General features: G+C 31.4%; 15 protein-coding genes. 5 read left to right on the top strand and 10 right to left on the bottom strand.

Annotated elements, in window-relative coordinates:
• Window positions 1-11 precede the first annotated feature (11 nt).
• Both OLM58_RS11725 and OLM58_RS11720 read right to left on the bottom strand, forming a co-directional pair.
• Window positions 12-1199, bottom strand: coding sequence for a TlpA disulfide reductase family protein (locus OLM58_RS11725; RefSeq protein WP_264529039.1), 1188 nt, complete (start codon window positions 1197-1199; stop codon window positions 12-14).
• Between the two features lie 99 nt (window positions 1200-1298).
• Window positions 1299-1439, bottom strand: coding sequence for a hypothetical protein (locus OLM58_RS11720; protein ID WP_264529038.1), 141 nt, complete (start codon window positions 1437-1439; stop codon window positions 1299-1301).
• Window positions 1440-1879: 440 nt separating this feature from the next.
• Here OLM58_RS11720 and OLM58_RS11715 point away from each other — a divergent pair, with 440 nt between their 5' ends.
• Window positions 1880-2410 carry an endonuclease V gene (locus OLM58_RS11715; protein WP_264529037.1) on the top strand — a complete coding sequence of 177 codons (531 nt, stop codon included), beginning with the start codon at window positions 1880-1882 and terminating at the stop codon, window positions 2408-2410.
• Between the two features lie 139 nt (window positions 2411-2549).
• Here the strand turns inward: OLM58_RS11715 and OLM58_RS11710 are convergent, their stop codons facing one another.
• Window positions 2550-3098, bottom strand: coding sequence for a hypothetical protein (locus OLM58_RS11710; RefSeq protein WP_264529036.1), 549 nt, complete (start codon window positions 3096-3098; stop codon window positions 2550-2552).
• A gap of 137 nt (window positions 3099-3235) precedes the next feature.
• Here OLM58_RS11710 and OLM58_RS11705 point away from each other — a divergent pair, with 137 nt between their 5' ends.
• Both OLM58_RS11705 and OLM58_RS11700 read left to right on the top strand, forming a co-directional pair.
• A complete protein-coding gene (locus tag OLM58_RS11705; protein ID WP_264529035.1) occupies window positions 3236-4126 on the top strand; it encodes a winged helix-turn-helix domain-containing protein in 891 nt (296 codons plus the stop codon).
• A 117-nt stretch (window positions 4127-4243) separates the two neighbouring features.
• Entirely contained in the window at window positions 4244-4648 is a 405-nt protein-coding gene (locus tag OLM58_RS11700; RefSeq protein ID WP_070908752.1) for a helix-turn-helix domain-containing protein, read from the top strand.
• Between the two features lie 166 nt (window positions 4649-4814).
• On the opposite strand, the gene OLM58_RS11695 is transcribed toward OLM58_RS11700, so the two are convergent.
• The 4 genes from OLM58_RS11695 to OLM58_RS11680 all read right to left on the bottom strand — a co-directional run bounded on the left by OLM58_RS11695 (window position 4815) and on the right by OLM58_RS11680 (window position 9521).
• Complete coding sequence (locus OLM58_RS11695; RefSeq protein WP_264532414.1) at window positions 4815-5468, bottom strand: hypothetical protein; 654 nt, start codon at window positions 5466-5468, stop codon at window positions 4815-4817.
• Window positions 5469-5505: 37 nt separating this feature from the next.
• Complete coding sequence (locus OLM58_RS11690) at window positions 5506-6204, bottom strand: hypothetical protein (protein ID WP_264532413.1); 699 nt, start codon at window positions 6202-6204, stop codon at window positions 5506-5508.
• Window positions 6205-6577: 373 nt separating this feature from the next.
• The gene (locus tag OLM58_RS11685; RefSeq protein WP_264532412.1) at window positions 6578-8590 is read right to left on the bottom strand and encodes a M13 family metallopeptidase; all 2013 of its coding nucleotides are present in this window, start codon (window positions 8588-8590) and stop codon (window positions 6578-6580) included.
• 196 nt (window positions 8591-8786) lie between these two features.
• A complete protein-coding gene (locus OLM58_RS11680; RefSeq protein WP_264532411.1) occupies window positions 8787-9521 on the bottom strand; it encodes a class I SAM-dependent methyltransferase in 735 nt (244 codons plus the stop codon).
• Window positions 9522-10075: 554 nt separating this feature from the next.
• Between OLM58_RS11680 and OLM58_RS11675 the strand changes: the two genes are divergently transcribed.
• A complete protein-coding gene (locus OLM58_RS11675) occupies window positions 10076-11173 on the top strand; it encodes an exopolyphosphatase (protein WP_249967121.1) in 1098 nt (365 codons plus the stop codon).
• A gap of 516 nt (window positions 11174-11689) precedes the next feature.
• Here the strand turns inward: OLM58_RS11675 and OLM58_RS11670 are convergent.
• The 3 genes from OLM58_RS11670 to OLM58_RS11660 form a co-directional block, all read right to left on the bottom strand.
• A complete protein-coding gene (locus tag OLM58_RS11670) occupies window positions 11690-12844 on the bottom strand; it encodes a hypothetical protein (protein WP_264532410.1) in 1155 nt (384 codons plus the stop codon).
• A gap of 339 nt (window positions 12845-13183) precedes the next feature.
• Entirely contained in the window at window positions 13184-15133 is a 1950-nt protein-coding gene (locus OLM58_RS11665; RefSeq protein WP_264532409.1) for an outer membrane beta-barrel family protein, read from the bottom strand.
• A 331-nt stretch (window positions 15134-15464) separates the two neighbouring features.
• Window positions 15465-17171 (bottom strand): hypothetical protein, encoded by a 1707-nt coding sequence (locus tag OLM58_RS11660; protein ID WP_264532408.1) that lies wholly within the window; start codon window positions 17169-17171, stop codon window positions 15465-15467.
• Between the two features lie 253 nt (window positions 17172-17424).
• On the opposite strand from OLM58_RS11660, the gene OLM58_RS11655 reads away from it, so the two are divergent.
• Window positions 17425-18141, top strand: coding sequence for a helix-turn-helix transcriptional regulator (locus OLM58_RS11655; RefSeq protein WP_264532407.1), 717 nt, complete (start codon window positions 17425-17427; stop codon window positions 18139-18141).
• Window positions 18142-18164: the final 23 nt, after the last annotated feature.

Genomic DNA, 18164 nt, shown 5'->3' with positions numbered 1-18164 from the left:
TATACTATCTATTAATTGTGAAATATTTCAGTAATCATATTTTCAATTTCTGCTTTGATTTCTACACTGCTACCTGTCCATCTGCCGATGATATTCCCATCTTTATTGATTAAGATTTTTACTGGAATTCCAGTTACTGCATAGGTATTTTCAATTGTACTTTTGTTTTCTTTGATTGAAAAATGTTTCCATTTTTCAACATTTTCTTTTTGTATTGTAGCTCTCCACAAATCTAGTTTTTCATCCTTTGCAACACTTATAATTTCAAAGCCTTTGTCTTGATATTTAGAGTACATTTCTTTTAGAAAAGGAAAATCTTCTCTGCAAGGGCCACACCAACTTGCCCAAAAATCAAGAAGCACATATTTGTTGTTTTTATATGAGCTAAGTTGCAACAAGTTATCATTCAGATCATTTACTTTAAAATCAGGGGCTAAGCTTCCAATTCTACTATTTTTAAAATAATTTAATTTTTCAGCCAATTGTTTTCCGCTGTAAGATTTTTTTACTTCCGGTCCTAATTTATCGTATAAATTTTTAATTGTATCATATGGAATTTGATTATCCTCTTCTGCTAATATGTGCTCTAATAAGTCAGGTGTTATAAATGAATTTGGCTTTTTTTTTATAAATTCAAAATCCGATTGCCTATTTATTTTTATATTTTGATCCACCCACTGATCCAACTGTTGATCCAGCGAATCTAAACTCTTTTGAGATTGAATTTTTAAAGAATTATCATTTGTTGCAGTCATTTTAACAGAATAAAATCTACTCAATTCTCTGATAGAATCAATTTTTTTGCGAATTTTTTCCTTTTCCGTTGTATTTTGTAATGCATAAAATTCATCGTTCGTTTTAGAACCATTTATTACTATAGTATTCAAATCATCAATATCGAGTTTAACATTCATTGAAGACGGCTCCAAATAAAATATTTTTGAATTTAAGTTTGTCATATAAAATCTAGAATCAGTACAAATAATTGCTTTAACTGGTAAATCAATTTCTCCTTTAAATAAAAATTTATTGTTATAGATCTCTGAAGATTTAGTAATACTCTTGCCGTTGATCTTATATGTTAAATAAATTTTTTTCTTGTTAGCTTTTTTGAAGCAGACGCCATTTAGCACAAAACTATGCTGTGCTAGCATTATAAATGGAAGAACTAAAAAGAAAATTGAAAGTTTTAATTTCATGTGCACTAATTTTAAAATTTTAATAAAAAAACAAGAAATCTTAATTCAATAAGATTCCCTGCTTTTAAGTCTAATTTATTGCATAAGAAGTACTAAAAACTATTTAAAGGTAAAACAGGAACGTCCATCGCACGCATCACAACCTGATCCACAATCATATGCACTATAACAGGCGCCACAACCTTTCTGACCAATAGGTCCTCCACCATTAATAGCTTTCATCTCACTTCTAGAAAGCATACTTTTAGCATTTTTTAAACTTAATTTTTTCATAATTTAAATGTTTTTTATAACTATTAATGTAGCAAATATCTCATGTTTTTATCTCTTGTTGTAATATTGTATTATCTTTAATGTATATCATATTATCCTAAAATGATATAAAAACAAGGGAGCAGTGTATTGTAATGATTAGTGCTTTTCAATTTACGAATACCCCTATTCTCAAAACCTCAATAAATATTTATGACCTGTACCCAACGTTCCGGTACTACAGGTTTTTTTTTTGAGACTAAATTAAGCCCTCTTTGTCAACATCTCGTTGTGTTCACAAGCGGAACACTCACGCCAACGGGGGAATTTTACACTTTAGAAATACAAGAAAACAATAGCTTAAATTTTATTAGTCCAATATTACCGCACATATTAAATACCTTTGATACAATAAAACCAATAGAATTATGATAGAAAATTTTGTGCTTTTAGCATTTGACACTTATTATTATGACGGAAAAGCCAAAACCGTTTGTATTGAATTTAATCAATGGAATCAAGACAAAGATTATAAAGTACATTCAGAAATAATTGACAATATCGAAGACTATATCCCAGGGGAATTTTATCGAAGAGAATTACCATGTATTTTAAGTCTTCTACAAAAGATGAATCTGGAAAATATTGACGCTATTATTGTTGATGGATATATTTATCTGGATGATGATAAAAAATATGGTTTAGGAGGATATCTATATGAAAAACTAAACGAGAAAATTCCAATAATTGGTGTAGCCAAAACTAATTTCGCATCGCTAAACAAAGACAAAAAAAGCTTATTTAGAGGCGATAGTAAAAAACCACTTTTTATTACTTCAATTGGTATTGACTTAAACGATGCATTTACAAAAGTTGAAAGTATGGCTGGAGAATTTAGATTCCCTACCTTATTAAAAGAATTAGACCGATTGACAAAAGAAACACAAACAACTCTATAAAAATCACCTATAAGCTGGATAGTTATTTGAATGCTTTCAAGTACTAAGACAAAAGCTTCAGAGTTCTCTGAAGCTTTTATTTCTCAAATTGACCCTCACAACAAAGCGTAAATTTTGAATGTCTTTCGTAATTTATTTACTAGCAACCGTCTTTAGAAATTACACGTTTATAAATTACCTTACCATCTCGTTCTACATAATCCCCCGATAGTATTGGGTAAGAATACTTAGGAGCATGCGATACGCTATGGCTTTTTATAATTATTCTGTCGTTAACTTTTAGACCATGTAATTGCCAAAATCCATCGTCATTAAAGTTTTCTGGCCCAAAACTAAGTATATAATCATCCCCTTTAATCCTTACCATTATCCCGAAACCTAATTTTGAGTCAGGCGGAAGAGAAAGTGAGGTTATAATTCCATCCATTTTGGTATAATCATTAATGGACTTTCTTATTTTAGCTTCACTAGCATACACTTTTTTACCTGCGGGAGACTCTTCCCATTTTTTAAATACAATACCATCTGGGGTAGTCTTCCATTTCTCCAATGCAATTTGTCTCTCAGCAATAGAGATTGGTTTTTGAGTTAATTCTTTAGAAGTTTCACTTTTGTTTTCACGATTCGCAAATACCAGTCCGCTTACCACAACCAGCGATAAGATCAGCGCATAAATGATTTTTTTCATGTTCTTTTTGGTTTAATTAATAACATAGTTATCTCTCTCTTTAAAGTTTATACGGCTAAATTACTTTGACATTTTTCGGTTTAATAGATTTAAATTGTAAATAAAAATGTAAACTTTGTAAATAAAACATTGACAATATGCTTAATAGCCAAAAACTTCTTTATGGAAAACGCAGATACCTGTTTACACTAATAGTATTCTTGTCTATCTCTGTAATCTGTGTGGCTTTGGATATGGGAGATGGTAATGATTTTGATATTTCCAGAAGAGAAGTTTTACTCCGCAGGATCGGTCATGAACTACTTTTACAATCGGGTGACAATACATCAAGGGTGCTTCCCGTAAAAAAGATTGCCGAAAATGAATATCAAATCAATTTTGAAAATGACTTTACTTTTCAGCCAGATTCTCTACTAAATATTACCAGCCGTTTTTTAGACAAAGCTCCCGGCTCAAGTAATTATATTGTTAATGTTCTTAATTGTGACAATGGTAGCGTAACTTATGGATACGCTATCTCAAAAAATAAGAAAGATGATATTGTAGCCTGCATCGGGAGAAAACAACCCAAAGCCTGTTACAGGATTAATATTAAATTTAAACCAACAGGCATTATTACGGCAAAAAACGGATATCTTATCGGGGGACTTTCATTTTTAACATTTGTTGGATTTATTTTTTTGAAATCAGTTAAACCTCGAAAACATATACCCGAAAGTCAGCACAGCACTATATTCACTTTAGGTTCAGTGTTGTTCAATGCAAATGATCGCAAGCTTATCATCAATGAAAAGACAATAGACCTGACCGTTACAGAAACTCGTGTATTGCTCATTTTTGCATTGTCACCCAACAAAACCATAGAGAGAAGCCGACTGCAAAAAGAGATATGGGAAGATGAAGGCGTTATTGTGGGCCGTAGTCTGGATATGTTCATATCAAAACTTAGAAAAAAACTGGAAAATGATCCGAACATCAAAATAGTTGTTGTACGCGGCAAAGGATATAAACTTGAAATCCCTTTCTAATTTGAATATAATATCTGACAAAAAAGACATTTCTATGAGATGTTTTTTTATCTTTGAAATTAAGGCTTTTAGTCCGGATAACTTTATCTTTGAACCTTCAGAAAAATAACATTCATTCTGGAACAGAAAATTCATCAGGGAAGAAACGTAAAACGTTTTAGAGAAATGCTTGGTATCAAACAGGAAGCACTTGCTTATGATCTGGGAGAAGACTGGAACCAGAAGAAAATTTCAATGCTGGAGCAGAAAGATGTTATTGAAGATAACCTATTGAAACAAATCTCAAACTCATTAAGAATTCCAGTGGAAGCTTTTCAGAATTTTGATGAAGAACAAGCAATAAATTTTATATCCAATACTTTTAATGATCAATCTAACGGATACAATTATTATCCAACTTTTAATGTAAATCCAATAGAAAAATGGTTAGAAGCTTTGGAAGAAATTAAGAGGTTAAATTTAGAACTTTTGAAAGCAAAAGATGAGCAGATTAAGGTTTTAGAGAAATTAATCAATAAGTAATTTCAAAACTATTTCCTCAATTCAATTCTGAAATCTGTAAGCATAAACTTCACTCCTTCAAATAAATACATTCAAAGATATCTCGAAAAAAGTCAGAGACTTTTGAGGTGTTTTGCATTTAAAATTATAAAAAATTACGCAAAGTCAGAGACATTTGCGTAGCTTTTCATGAGGAACTCTTACGGAGCGGATCAGGATTTTCTCTTCTAAATTTGAGAATTTCATTATTTATTTTCGAATCCAATTCTTCGTGACCATCTTCTTTGAGAAGTTCTCTGATTTTATTTAAAACTAGCGCTCTATTTTTTGATCCTTCTATTCCAAATTGATCTAATAATTTTTGCTCATCCTTTGTGATACGTATTTTTAATTTCTCTGCATCAATTTGATATTCATTATTAACTCCTCTGAACTCATTTAAAAGAAATTTAAATGCTTGATCAACCATATTTAAAAATCCCATTTTTAAATTTTCTTCCTTCGAGGTACTTAAGTTTGGACAACATTTGAGTAATGGCTTGTCAATTCCATCAATGAATTTAGGCAAATCTTCAAAATTATCGCACTCAAAATTGTGTGCAAACTGATTTCTAATACTAATAATATGCAACAAATTAGTATATGTCAATTTATCAATTTTACCGCAATCGGTAAGCAAATCAATCTTAGCACGCAAACTGAGAGATGAAGATTTATTATCAAGTGCTTTTGTATTGCCATCTAAATCAAGACCCATCATATGTTTGATAAGCTTGGAGGTTAACGACTCTACAAAAAGTGTTTTTTCAATTGCAATTTGTCTATTTTTGAATGTAGGCATAAAATTCAATTTAATAATTACTAACTACCTTAAAGCGTCAATTTCTAAGATACATTTTGTCGAATATAACATTTAGTTTTTCTAATATTATATCAATAATTTTTTTATTGTTTAATATTATGTAAAAAGCAATGATCTCAGTATTATAAACATATCCTAGTTGTCTCAACTCAAAAAGCTCATTTGAGAATTCTTTTACTCTTCTATAATGAGCGCTGTTTGATCTTATAACATTATTATGATGAGTAATAAAATTACGAACAAGTCTTAAATTGTCAAAAAAAAGTAATTCGTCTTTAATTGATTCATATAAAGGAGGGTCTGTTTTAGAGATGTAATTTTTAAATTTTTGAAAAGTTGAATTTCCTTTTAAATCATCTATGGAAGATATATTTGTTACAAGGAGACTGTTTTTCGCAAAAGAATAGAACTCATTTTCAATAAAACCGAAGATCAGAAAGACAAAAGAGTTTCGGTGTTTTAATAGTATATCATCTTGAATTTTTCGATGACTGTCACTTAAATCATCATAGACATCAATGTAGTAATCATTTTCCTCTTCATTTATTTCTGTTTTTTTCTTTTTAAATTCTTCATATTTCTTTTCAATTTCATCATAATTTTTTTGAATATTTGATAATTCCCTTTCAATATTTGATTCTATAAATAAGTTGTATTCAAATAAAGATTCAATTCTAAATTCAATATTCTTTCTGAGTAATTTATTAATATTCATGCTTGATTATTTATTAAGGAAGAATTTTACTTATTAGTCATTCAAAGGTACTGATGCACTACGCAGTTATTTTGCGTAGTTTTGAAATAATATACAAATATTCAGAAAAGTTGTAGAAAACATCAAGTTATATTACGATTCATATTCTATAACCAAAAAATAATCTTCCATAAAATAGTTAGATATCTGAATGCTTCCTACTACTAAGAAAAAACTTCGGAGAAATCTGAAGCTTTTTTGTTTTAAGTCAAAATGTAATAAGTTAGGAAACTTTTATAAATTTTACAATCTCTAAAAAGCAAAAAAAAACTGCGCAAAGTTCACAGAGACCTTTGCGCAGCTTTTTATAAAAATACTTCAGAAAACAAGGATATTACCAAATTGTTATTCTGTCTTTCTTCGGTAAAAACATTTTATCTTTAGGCTGTACATTGAATGCTTCGTAAAAAGGTGTAGTATTCATTAAGGTACCATTCACACGCCAAATTGGTGGAGAATGTGGGTTATTATTAATCCACAAACGCAGGAACTCGTCTTTCATTTTTACTCTCCATATTTTGGCTAAAGAAATAAAGAAACGTTGGTCCGGAGTAAAACCGTCTATTTTTGTGTTCCCTTTTCCTTGTTCGGTCATTTTAAAAGCATCATAGGCAACTGCTAATCCTGCAATATCTGCTGTATTTTCGCCAACTGTCATGGCGCCATTAACGTGTAGATCACCCAAAACGGTATAGGTGCTGTACAAATTGATCACCTGTTGTATTCTTGACTTGAACTGTGCATAATCCTCTTTTGTCCACCAGTTTTTCAAGTTACCATCCTTGTCATATTGAGCACCCTGATCGTCAAAAGTATGGGTTATTTCGTGACCAATCACCATCCCGATACCTCCATAATTAAGGGCATCATCAGCATTATTATCAAAATAAGGCGCTTGTAAAATACCTGCAGGAAAAACAATTTCGTTTGCTGTAGGGTTATTATAGGCCGTAACAGTTGGAACTGTCGTATACCATTCTGATTTATCAACCGGTTTACCCAATTTTGCCAATTGAAATTGATAGGCAACTGTAGCGGCCGAAACCATGTTCTCAAAATAAGCATCTCTGGCAATATGTACTTTGCTATAGTCTCTCCATTTATCCGGATAGCCTATTTTCTTAGTCATGGCAGCCAATTTTTCTTTCGCTTTTTGCTTTGTAACCGGACTCATCCATTCCAATTTATCAATTCTTATGGCATAGGCTTTTTGCAAATTATTTACGAGGATCAACATCCGTTTTTTAGCCTCTTCCGAAAAATATTTCTTTACATACAATTCGCCCAACGCATCGCCTAAGTAAGTATCCAGAACACTCGCCATTTTTTCGCCGCGTGATTTTTGAACCGCCTGACCAGAAAGCACTTTGGTATACTCAAATGAAGCATCAACAAAAGGTTTGCTTAAATCATCGGCATATCTTTCTAAAGAATTTGCTTTCAGGTAAATTTTCCAATTATTAATAGGGATGGTTTTTAAAAGCTTATTTAGAGCATCATAATAGGCAGGTTGGCCTACATTAATGAAATCGGTTTTAGCTCCTAAATTATTTAAGAAAGTAGTCCAGTCGATGTTGGGATGTCTTTTTACAAGATCTGTCACAGCCATTTTATTATAATTGGCCTGCACATCGCGAAGTTCAACTTTTGTTTTATGCGAACCTGCTAGCTGTTTGTCAATATCATAAACCAAATCAGCATTCTTTTTGGCCTCATCGGCATTGCTGCCTGTTTGTTGAAATAATGTAACAAGATATTTTTTGTACGCTTCCTGTATGGCAACAGTTGGTGCATCTGATTTGAAATAATAGTCCCTGTCAGGCAAACCGATACCCGTTTGATAGATTTGAGCAATGTTCATACTGCTGTTTTTATCATCCGTTGACACTCCAAAAGCTATAATAGAAGAATTGCCTACTTTTACTTCGTTCACTACAAAGTTCATTAAAGACGGTAAATCGCTAATGGCTTCAATTTTAGCAAGCAGGGGTTTGATAGGCGTATAACCACGTTTGTCAATGGTTACCGTATCCATACCGGATGCATAAAAATCTCCTACTTTCTGCGCTATACTTCCTGCTGAATTCTTGCTTTTTGAAATACTGTCCAATATTCCCTGCAGACGCATTCGCTGTGGATAATTCATAAACATATAAACACCAACTCCGGCTTGAGATGCTGGTATTGATACCGAATCATACCATTTGCCATTTACATATTTAAAAAAGTCATCTCCAGGCCGCAATGTGGAATCTATTCCAGTGATCGCAATATTTTTTTTCCCTTGATGTTTGGAGCATGCTGTAAAAGCTAAGAACGCAACGAAAAGCGCTACTGTTTTTTTCATAATCTAAATAATTTCTATTAAAATGAACTGAAAAACGTTTGAATGCAGGTATTCTAAAATGTATAGGACTGACATATTTAATTTTAGCAGAACAATATACGAATTCAGTTTTTAATTCTAAAGCTCTTATTTGAATTACTCCTTAAAAAAATCAGAATTATAAGTCGCTCTTTATCGTTACTATAGAATCATTCGTTTATGATTTACCGGCAGCAATCATAATAAAAATAGGCCTTCTTAATTCGTCTGTCATTTCCGGATATTTTTCAATGATTTCTTCTGACGGCTTAGGCTCGGATATTTGTGTGATGTTAAAACCTGAATTAACGACAGTATTTAGAATACTTGCTACAGTTCGATGATATTTCACTACTTTATGACCTAAGAAATTGGTTTGCCGCACTCCTTCGTTCTGGTAATCGTCAACTGGCCAATGCAGTCGGTTTTCATTTTCATCTTTATACCAATCCTGCTCCGCTTTTGCTGTAAAAACGGGATGTTCCATAGAAAAAACGAAGCTCCCTCCTCTCTTTAAATATTGATTTATTTTACCGAAAAGAACCTCCAAATCTTGTATGTAATGAAACGTAAGCGAACTGAAAATAATATCAAACTGCTCCTTTTCAAATTCAATATCTTCAACTGGTTTTTGATAATATTCTATTGATAGCCCTTTCGAATTTTCCTTTGCTTTATCAATCATTTTTTTTGACAAATCAACTCCAATTACATTCTCTGCTCCTTGTTCTTTTGCATAAATACAATGCCAGCCATAACCGCAACCCAGATCCAGAACATTTTTGCCCCGAAAATCAGGCAGCATATTTTTTAAAACATGCCACTCTCCTGCTGCGTTTAGACCTTCTATCGAACGTGGCATTTTACCATAGTTCTCAAAAAAATCAATATCATCGTAAATATTTTGTTTCATCTCTTACTCTTTTTTATTAAACCTAAATAATACAACAACGAATATCTTATCTCTATCAATCTCATCATTTTGTACTAAAAGTGGAATACACAAAAGTACAAAACTTAAGAAAATTATGCATACCCGCTCAAAATGCCCATACCGCTTAACAATTAAATAATATGTTTTCTTAATAACTGGGTTTGTATTCGTAATTGTTTTTATAAATTTGCGTCCTAAAATATTTAGTAGTTTTTTTAGCTCGCTGTATTTCAGGCCTGATAAACAATTACCCATTAATTTAGTCATTTACACATTAACAATTATGAAGCCCCTTTTACTTTTTAAAGTGATTCCAAAAACCTCTTAATCACTCTTAAAAATTCATTTTTCGGTTTTTCTTTTTTACATCAAAACCGTTATTTACGACTTAACTATTTAATTTTCAAACAACAACAACAACAACAACAACAACAACAACAACAACAACAACAACAACAACAACAACAACAACAACAACAACAACCTACAGTCTTTATCAACAATAAATTATATTACAATCATAACTAAATACAATGCTTAAAAAACACAGCCCCAAAGTTCTAATTTTCATACTTTTCAGTTTATTTTTCTCCATTAGTTCTCTTGCTCAAAAAAATATTTACGCCGGAATTGAAATCGGCCGCAGAACGATAAAAGTTTCTGTTCTCGATGTAAGTAATATTAAAAAAGCTGATTACAAAATTATCTACTATTCGAATGACGAAGGTTTGAGTTTCGCCAAACATATCACTGCTACCGGCGAACTTACTCAGGAAGATATCAATAAAGCCGGTCTTATCGTTTTTACTCAATTGACAAAAATAAGAGCACAATTTAAGATTCCGGAAGAAAACATCTTTTTAGTAGCTTCTTCAGTTTTTGGATCTGCACGTAATGTTGATGCTTTAAAAAACAAAATTAGTACGTTAACCAACAAAGAGCTTGATATTATCAATGTTGATGAGGAAGCTAAAATACTCGTTAAAGGTTCTATACCACCTGTTGATTATTCTAATGCTCTGCATCTTGATATTGGTGCTGCAAGTACTAAAGGCGGATACATTGACGAACTGCAGGATGGTAAATTAGAGTTTATTCCTTTAGAACTTGATTTTGGTACAATGTCACTTACTGATGCCGTAAAAAAAACGGTTGCAAACCAAAGTCAGGCCAGCGATATGTCTGTATATCAGGAAAAATCTTTTGATTTTAATCCGATTGTTCGTAAAAAGATAAAAGATATGCTTGATGCAAATCCGCTTTTATTAAAAAAGGAAAAAATCTATCTATCCGGTGGAGCTGTATGGGCTTTTACAACATTGTATTACAATGAAAATACCAAAGACCATTATCTGCCAATAAAATTGGAAGATGTTATCGATTACGATGCGGTTTTAAAGAATAATTTCAACAAGTTTAACACCCTTGCTAAAACCAACACTGAAGCTGCGAGAGTATTAAACATATACGACCAGAAATACCTTATTTCGGCAAATAACATACTACAGGCCTGCGTAGAGAGTATTCCTAATTTAGAGAAGAAAAAAATATATTTTGTAAAAGAAGGCCCGATAACCTGGCTTATCTCTTACATTGCAGACCGTTCTAAAAAAGTAAATACCAATTTTTAAGAACCTCATCATCAAAAAAAGCTTCAGAGAAATCTGAAGCTTTTTTTGTTTTTAGGCTCCTTTAAAACAACTTTGTGTTCATGAACAAGACACTCACGTCAGGCCAGCGAAAGGAGCACTTTTTTTAATCCGTTTAAAGTAAATTGTTTCTTCTTTTTAGTGATAATATTACATAAATGGATGACACAAGAAAAATTAAAGTTGGAATCACAAAAGTAAAACCTATTCTATGAAGATTGCCTATAATCCCTGTAATATAAGTAAGAGCAACAAACAGCATAAAAAAGCAGATCAACAAAACTCTGTAATTTTTACTTATCAAAAACAAAATAAGTAAACTGAATATTGGAATTGCTATTAGCCCTTCCCAGAATACTTTAGAAATACTGCTAAATACATCATTTAAAAATTGAAATAAATATATTAAGAGTAAGGCAAAGTTCGGAACTCCATTCTGCTGGACGCCACTAATTAATAGAAAAGACAGCACTGCGATTAATTTTGTAGATCGTATATCTATTGACATGATTTGTTTGATTTAGGAGCGTTATTTGATCCCGTAGTATGATTTACAAGACCGCTTAATATATTTGCAACGGTATTCGGAGTATCAATCCATCCTGAAGTAGAAACACCAGCAATATTTAATACATCGGTAGCAAAATCAGAACAATTGTTAAAGCTTAAGTCGTACCAGTTTGACTGATAAACTTGCGACAAAGCTATGATTTGATTCAATTGTGCACCAGTAATTGTCATACTAGCTGATACATCGTAATGATGTCCCCCATTTTCTCCCATAATTCCTTGCCCGCTTAATGAACCTAAAGAAGTTTTAGGATAATAACCATAAACAGCAGAATTATTACCTTGTGATATACCTATAAATGCATGCCCTACACCATTACCTCCTCCCATTCTTTCTGCATAAATAGTAAGATTTGCCGAATTGGATATACTAAAGCATTCTAAGAATTTTTTTATATTATTAATTGCATTATCAGGAGGAGGAGGCATTGTTAAGCCGCTACTTGATATTGAATCGGCTCCACCACTACTTACTAAAATAGGCGCTTTCGAAATTGTAACAGGATTTGGCCATGGATCTCCAGCAGGACCTGTGACAACAACCGGATCCAAATTAATTGCTCCTGCTATACCATGACAGTTATCACAAACTCCCATTCCGGATGCTTTTGATGTTAGAAACATATTATCTGTATGTCCTGCAATGTATAATGTTTTTTTTACTTCCCCACTTTCTAAATTTAGAATTTTTAAATCCCCTGTAAAATTTTCCATTATTTTATGCGTCGGTAATTTTTGTAACTCATTAATAGGCTGAGATTCTCTAAATTTAAAATCCCATAATTTAGCGGTTATATTATACGGATTTATTTCGACAATAATTCTCTGAAGATTAAAATCATTTACTGTTCTCACAGGAATTAACGCCGTATAAGATTCTGCTAAATCCTTCTGATAAACTACAGCAGAAGACCAATTTAAATCATTTTCCTGAATATGGTACTCTAAAGTTAACCAACTTTTCGTTCTTGTCAATACTTTTGATTCCTGATGCTCAATATTCATATAATCACTATCGTTAGAGCAACTAAACAATAAAAAAATAAAAGAACATAGTCCTAATTTTACACTTGCTTTAAGCATATTGTTTTTTTTTTAAATTGAAGTAAATTTACTACAAAAAACAATATAAATCATTTTTATTGAAATATTTTTCTTGTAAAAATGCATTTCCAAAAGTAGGATGATAGTTTTACTAACAATATTTTTATACTAATCGATCATATTTTCCAGATTGGTTTTCTTATTATCCACCCTGAAATAGTAATACACACAACTTATCTCCTTATATTGAGGACCGTTCTAAAAAAGTAAATACCAATTTTTAAGAACCTCATCATCAAAAAAAGCTTCAGATTTCTCTGAAGCTTTTTTTTTTAAAACACCTAAAAAATTAAAAGAAATATGAAGCTCTACACTAGTTTATAGCTTCATATCCGAGCTAATATTCCGAATGTATTTGCGATTTACTTTAAATGTTTTTCCGAAATTATAGGATGCATTTATTAAAATCATATGAGATGTATTTCTGTTGTCTAACCTATAATAATTGGTATTATTTGTAAATCGCAACATTCTGTTTGCATCAGTATTCAAGATATTTCTATACTCCAGATTGATATTTAATCTGTCTTTTAAAAAATTTCGGGATACACTGAACGAGATATCCGGCTTCACTGAACGATACAAATTAAAATCGTAAAACCTGTCAATATAATAGGAGTTAATAGTATACATCGTTCTTTTATCTATATTTCCGCTAACCGATAAATCAAGATAATTTACAAAACCTTCATACATCTCATTCTCTTTCTTCATTTTTAATTTGGTATAACTATAGTTCAAATTAAATCTGGATTCTTTATAGAATTTAAATGAGACTGAAGTACCAACAGAACTACTGCTATAAGCATCCAGATTTGTATTTTCAGAGATCATTTTGTAGTCATTTAGTTCATTAACAACAGAAATATTGTTAGACGATGTTAAGTAACCGAAGTTTAGAGTTAAATCTACTTTCTTTATATTCCTGACCAAATCGAGAGAAAATGAATTATTGATTTCCGGCTTTATGTAAGAAGGATTGACAACTGAATTATTATTAAAATCCTGATACGTGAAATTAGAAATTGATCTTATACTTGGTCTGACAACGTACCGCTTATAATTGAACTCCAAATCTACTATCGAATCAAATTTCGAAAAATAAGTGATATTGGGCAGGTAAAAATTATGATCAAAAACAGCTTTATTGTTTACTTTATCCTGAGAGAACTGAAATCTATTCCCAAATAATAATGAATTATTAGGGTTTAAATCATAACTAAAACTGATAAAAGGGGTAACAATATTTTGCTTCACCTCACTCCTGTCCGCCACATTGTCAAAAAGATAATTGCGATAGGTCAATACCAATGCCGATTGAATATAAAGTTTATCCATTGACTTTGAGACCGAAGAACTAAACGTCCATTCTGTAAATTTTTGATTCGACTTATTGGACTTATTCTCAATTTTATTATTATTACTTACATAATCTAAATTGAGTTTATACTCTAAATTATTTTCTGTCTTCTTCTCGTACCTCAAATTTGTATTATAATCCCGAATAAGAAAAAAATAAGATACCTCTGATAAATCCGGAAAAATACTCCTTCTGTTTTCATCTACTATGGCGTATTTGTTTCGCAATGAAAGACTGCTTGACTTATCGATCTCAAAAATAGTAAGCATTGAAAAATTTGGCTGATACAAAACCCTATGATTGGAATAGTTTAAAGTTCTGTCATTGAAAGTTTCTTCTGAACTGTTATCGGAAACATTTTTAAGATTAGAAATATTCAAAATTGTTGAAAATTTATTCTTTTTATAAAACAAATTCAACCCTAAAAAATTGAACTCCTGCAAGAGACCAACCGTTCCATCAACCGTACCTTTTATATTATCCACATTTCCATTATTGTCCTTTACTTTTATAACAAGTTCGGTCTCGCCATTGGACAAATTAAAATAATTCTCGACAATTTGAAAAGAAACAATGTTCTCAGACAATAACTTGAAAAATTCTTCCTGAGTGATTACTTTATCATTATAAATATAGTTTTTGATTTTTTTGCCTTTAAAATAAACTGTCTTGCTATTATCCAAAGTAATATTCTCCAGTCGTCGCAAGGTTTTACCCATGTTTTCATTTTTCAAAATTTCTTTGGGCATATAAAGTTTATAAACTCCTGCTTTTCTCTTATTTTTAATAATTTTTATCTCTTTAAGGGTTTCAACTTTTGAAGAGTCGACCCATTCATTTTTAACTATTTCCTGAGAAAAAACCAAAAATGAATTTATAATGAATAATAGAATTAATATTTTTTTCATTCTGATAATAAGTAATGATAGCGGTTAAATTCTCACCTTAGAAAGGCAAAATTTGGCGCAAATAAAACAAAATAAAAAAGCTCAATTCAACTATTTTTATAAAAAAAGTACCACAAGAAGCGTATCGGATAAGATACTATCAGGCCGGGATAATATGAGTCAGATTTTAAAAGTTATCTGATTCTCAAATTATATATTTTTATCTCCTACTTATTTCAAAAAGCATAGGATACCATCAAAAAGTTCCTTTTTATAAAACAAAAAAATTGCACCAAGTCAAAAAGACTTTGTGCAATTTTTAATCGAACTCTTTACCAAGTTCAGTAATCAACTAAAAATATCTTGATTTCTTAAAATCTAACTTTCCGGCTTCTTTCGCAACCTGATCTTTTGCATGTTTTAAAAATAAAATACATCTGTTTTCGATCAATTTATCATAATCGTTATTGTTATCTTGCGCTTCTTTATTTATAGATACTACGGCTGTTTCAAACAAATATTGCAAAATCTTAGCATCTTTTTCATTTTCAGGATCAAAAGGAAGTTCGACTTCCTGAATGTATTTTAATAATGAGAACAAACTGTTTATTGATAATTTATCTGAAAGATATCCCAAATGCAAATAGATAAGTCCTAAACCAACTTGCTCAATCACTTTTCTAAAGAGCATCCTTTTAACGGTAACATGATTATCACTCAAATAATACTCTGCATCAACAAAAAACTGTTCTGCTGTTAAAACCTTTTCTTTCTCATATTTTTCTTTGAATTCACGCTCCCAGTTGGGAAGATATTTTTTAAGATAAACAAAATAATAAGCGGCATTGTAAATTAAGAGCCCATGGGTTTTGACATAATCGAAAAAATACTTCTTGTATGTCTTTTTCTTACGGATCAATTCTGCCGAATGGCTAAGAATGGTTACCTGATACCTGCCCTCAAATTTTTCCAGAATAAGTTCCTCCATTGGGGCGATTTCATATTGAGTTTGATCCAGATTGATGATCAGCAAATAAAAATGATACTCAGGAAGTTTTGCAGAGTAATTTTGGGACTTACTTTCCTGATTGTGAAGTATGGTGTAACCAAAACAGTAGACACATCTTATGTTTGAATTAGTTACCATCAAATCGTTAATACTTTTTAAAGCATCTTCAACAAAATAATTGGATGGAATCTTTTCATTAAAAATATACTTCCCGGTACATTCCTGCCTGCTCAGTTTCTGCATCTTTTCCTTGCATAATACTTTATATTCCAAAAACAATCTGTTCAATTCTTTCTGCATTAACTCCACTTTTGTTTTTGCCTTAATTATCAGCTCCGGATCTATATCACCCATCCCCTCGTTTTTCATGGCACAGGAATAAGCTTTATTAAGCATTGTAACTATCTCATTATGAAGTGCCGTATTCTTATTGAGTACTCTTTTAAGTGAAGGCGCATATTTGATGATGTAATCATATTGCTGAAACAAACAAGTACTACTAATAAATACAGCGGTGAAAAATTCTGAGGCACAGATATAAATGTACCTTAAGGTCTGATACAAGGCAAATACAGCTTCTTCATTTTTATTTTTTCCGTTGTAAACAGATACATTTCTAAAAGATACCACTGCAGCTTCCATATCAAGAGAGAATCTTTTTTTTGCTTTTTTAAGCAGCTTTTTAGAGGTGTCTTCCCGAGGGTAAAAAACTTTAGCTCCCGGTTCAAAATAAATTAATTCTTTTAAGGTACAATGCTGAACAAAGTAAGGTTTTCCATTTTTAAAACCCTTTTTAGCACAGTCAGAATCTATAAACTTAAAAATAAACTCGGGATAGATACTTACTACTTTCTCCTGTACCTCCTCTAAAATCTTTTCATCCTTATCGGTCTCTTTTTTTAGGATAAAAGTGATGACCGTTACTTTATTGCTTTTATTAAAAGACAGATAAACGGCTTCTGCACCAACAAACGGAAATAAATTTACAATGGCCTTTTCTAATCGTTCTTTATATGGGTTTTTCGGATCTATTCTGAGTATATAATTCATCTTTTATTCTTTTTATGTTAAACCTCACCGACCTATCTCCCCTTTACTTTCATTTTATAACTTAAAGAACGCCTGAGAATAATAGCTTTATTTTTCTTCTGAAATTTTAACTACCTTACTCTTAAGTAGTGTATTTTATGTTTTTTTTCGTACGTTTGTTCAAAACATGATTTTGTGCTTTTTTACTTACAAATATATAGATTTTATTCTATAAACAGCAATAAAAATATGTTATAATCTAAAGATAATTGCAATGATCGTAAACAGAATCTTACAAATTATTGAATATAAAGGAATTAATAGAAGAAAATTTTATATCGAAACGGGACTTTCTAACGGCTTTTTGGATAAGGTTAAAGATGTTGGTGCATCAAAAATAGAGCAGATACTTCGCATCTATCCTGAAATTAATCCGGAGTGGCTCCTGACAGGAAAAGGGCATATGCTTGAAAACGCTGCCTTTTTTGAGTATGAATGGGGAATTAAAATGAGTGAAATTGAAGAACCTTCTACTGTTTACGAAGTCACTACTACAAAAACACTTAAGAAGCAATTTGTACCGGTCTATGATGTTGAAACTGTCGACGGAGTGGTTTCTCTATTTAAAGAATCTGAAGAAAAACCAATTGACTATGTCTCGGTTCCGAACTTACCCAAATGCGATGGTGCTATTTACGTAAGTGGAGATCGAATGTATCCTTTTTTAAAGAGCGGTGATCTTATCATTTATAAAAAAATGAGCAGCAGGATCGAACATATTATCTGGGGAGAAATGTATTTGATTTCTGTAATAACCGATGAACCGGAAGAATTTCTCCTGATCCGACGGGTACAAAAATCAGACAAAGGAGAGGATTGGATTAAACTGGTCAGTGAAAACAGTCGATATGAATCGAAGGATGTTCTCCTTAAAAATGTTGAAGGATTAGCTTTAATAAAAGCAACGATTCGGATCAATTCCAACTTTTAAGATTAAACACTAACAATCAAAAA

This window comes from Flavobacterium sp. N502540, from assembly GCF_025947365.1.
In the GTDB taxonomy this organism is placed as follows: Bacteria; Bacteroidota; Bacteroidia; order Flavobacteriales; family Flavobacteriaceae; genus Flavobacterium.
The sequence above is the reverse complement of the archived record's forward strand: the minus strand, read 5'-3'. Positions and strand labels throughout refer to the sequence as shown.

What these genes read in the sequence shown, in the direction of transcription:
- OLM58_RS11725 (WP_264529039.1), bottom strand. Translation starts at nt 1,199, where the DNA reads ATGAAATTAAAACTTTCAATTTTCTTTTTAGTTCTTCCATTTATAATG.
- OLM58_RS11720 (WP_264529038.1), bottom strand. Translation starts at nt 1,439, where the DNA reads ATGCTTTCTAGAAGTGAGATGAAAGCTATTAATGGTGGAGGACCTATT.
- OLM58_RS11715 (WP_264529037.1), top strand. Translation starts at nt 1,880, where the DNA reads ATGATAGAAAATTTTGTGCTTTTAGCATTTGACACTTATTATTATGAC.
- OLM58_RS11710 (WP_264529036.1), bottom strand. Translation starts at nt 3,098, where the DNA reads ATGAAAAAAATCATTTATGCGCTGATCTTATCGCTGGTTGTGGTAAGC.
- OLM58_RS11705 (WP_264529035.1), top strand. Translation starts at nt 3,236, where the DNA reads ATGCTTAATAGCCAAAAACTTCTTTATGGAAAACGCAGATACCTGTTT.
- OLM58_RS11695 (WP_264532414.1), bottom strand. Translation starts at nt 5,468, where the DNA reads ATGCCTACATTCAAAAATAGACAAATTGCAATTGAAAAAACACTTTTT.
- OLM58_RS11690 (WP_264532413.1), bottom strand. Translation starts at nt 6,204, where the DNA reads ATGAATATTAATAAATTACTCAGAAAGAATATTGAATTTAGAATTGAA.
- OLM58_RS11685 (WP_264532412.1), bottom strand. Translation starts at nt 8,590, where the DNA reads ATGAAAAAAACAGTAGCGCTTTTCGTTGCGTTCTTAGCTTTTACAGCA.
- OLM58_RS11680 (WP_264532411.1), bottom strand. Translation starts at nt 9,521, where the DNA reads ATGAAACAAAATATTTACGATGATATTGATTTTTTTGAGAACTATGGT.
- OLM58_RS11675 (WP_249967121.1), top strand. Translation starts at nt 10,076, where the DNA reads ATGCTTAAAAAACACAGCCCCAAAGTTCTAATTTTCATACTTTTCAGT.
- OLM58_RS11670 (WP_264532410.1), bottom strand. Translation starts at nt 12,844, where the DNA reads ATGCTTAAAGCAAGTGTAAAATTAGGACTATGTTCTTTTATTTTTTTA.
- OLM58_RS11665 (WP_264532409.1), bottom strand. Translation starts at nt 15,133, where the DNA reads ATGAAAAAAATATTAATTCTATTATTCATTATAAATTCATTTTTGGTT.
- OLM58_RS11660 (WP_264532408.1), bottom strand. Translation starts at nt 17,171, where the DNA reads ATGAATTATATACTCAGAATAGATCCGAAAAACCCATATAAAGAACGA.
- OLM58_RS11655 (WP_264532407.1), top strand. Translation starts at nt 17,425, where the DNA reads ATGATCGTAAACAGAATCTTACAAATTATTGAATATAAAGGAATTAAT.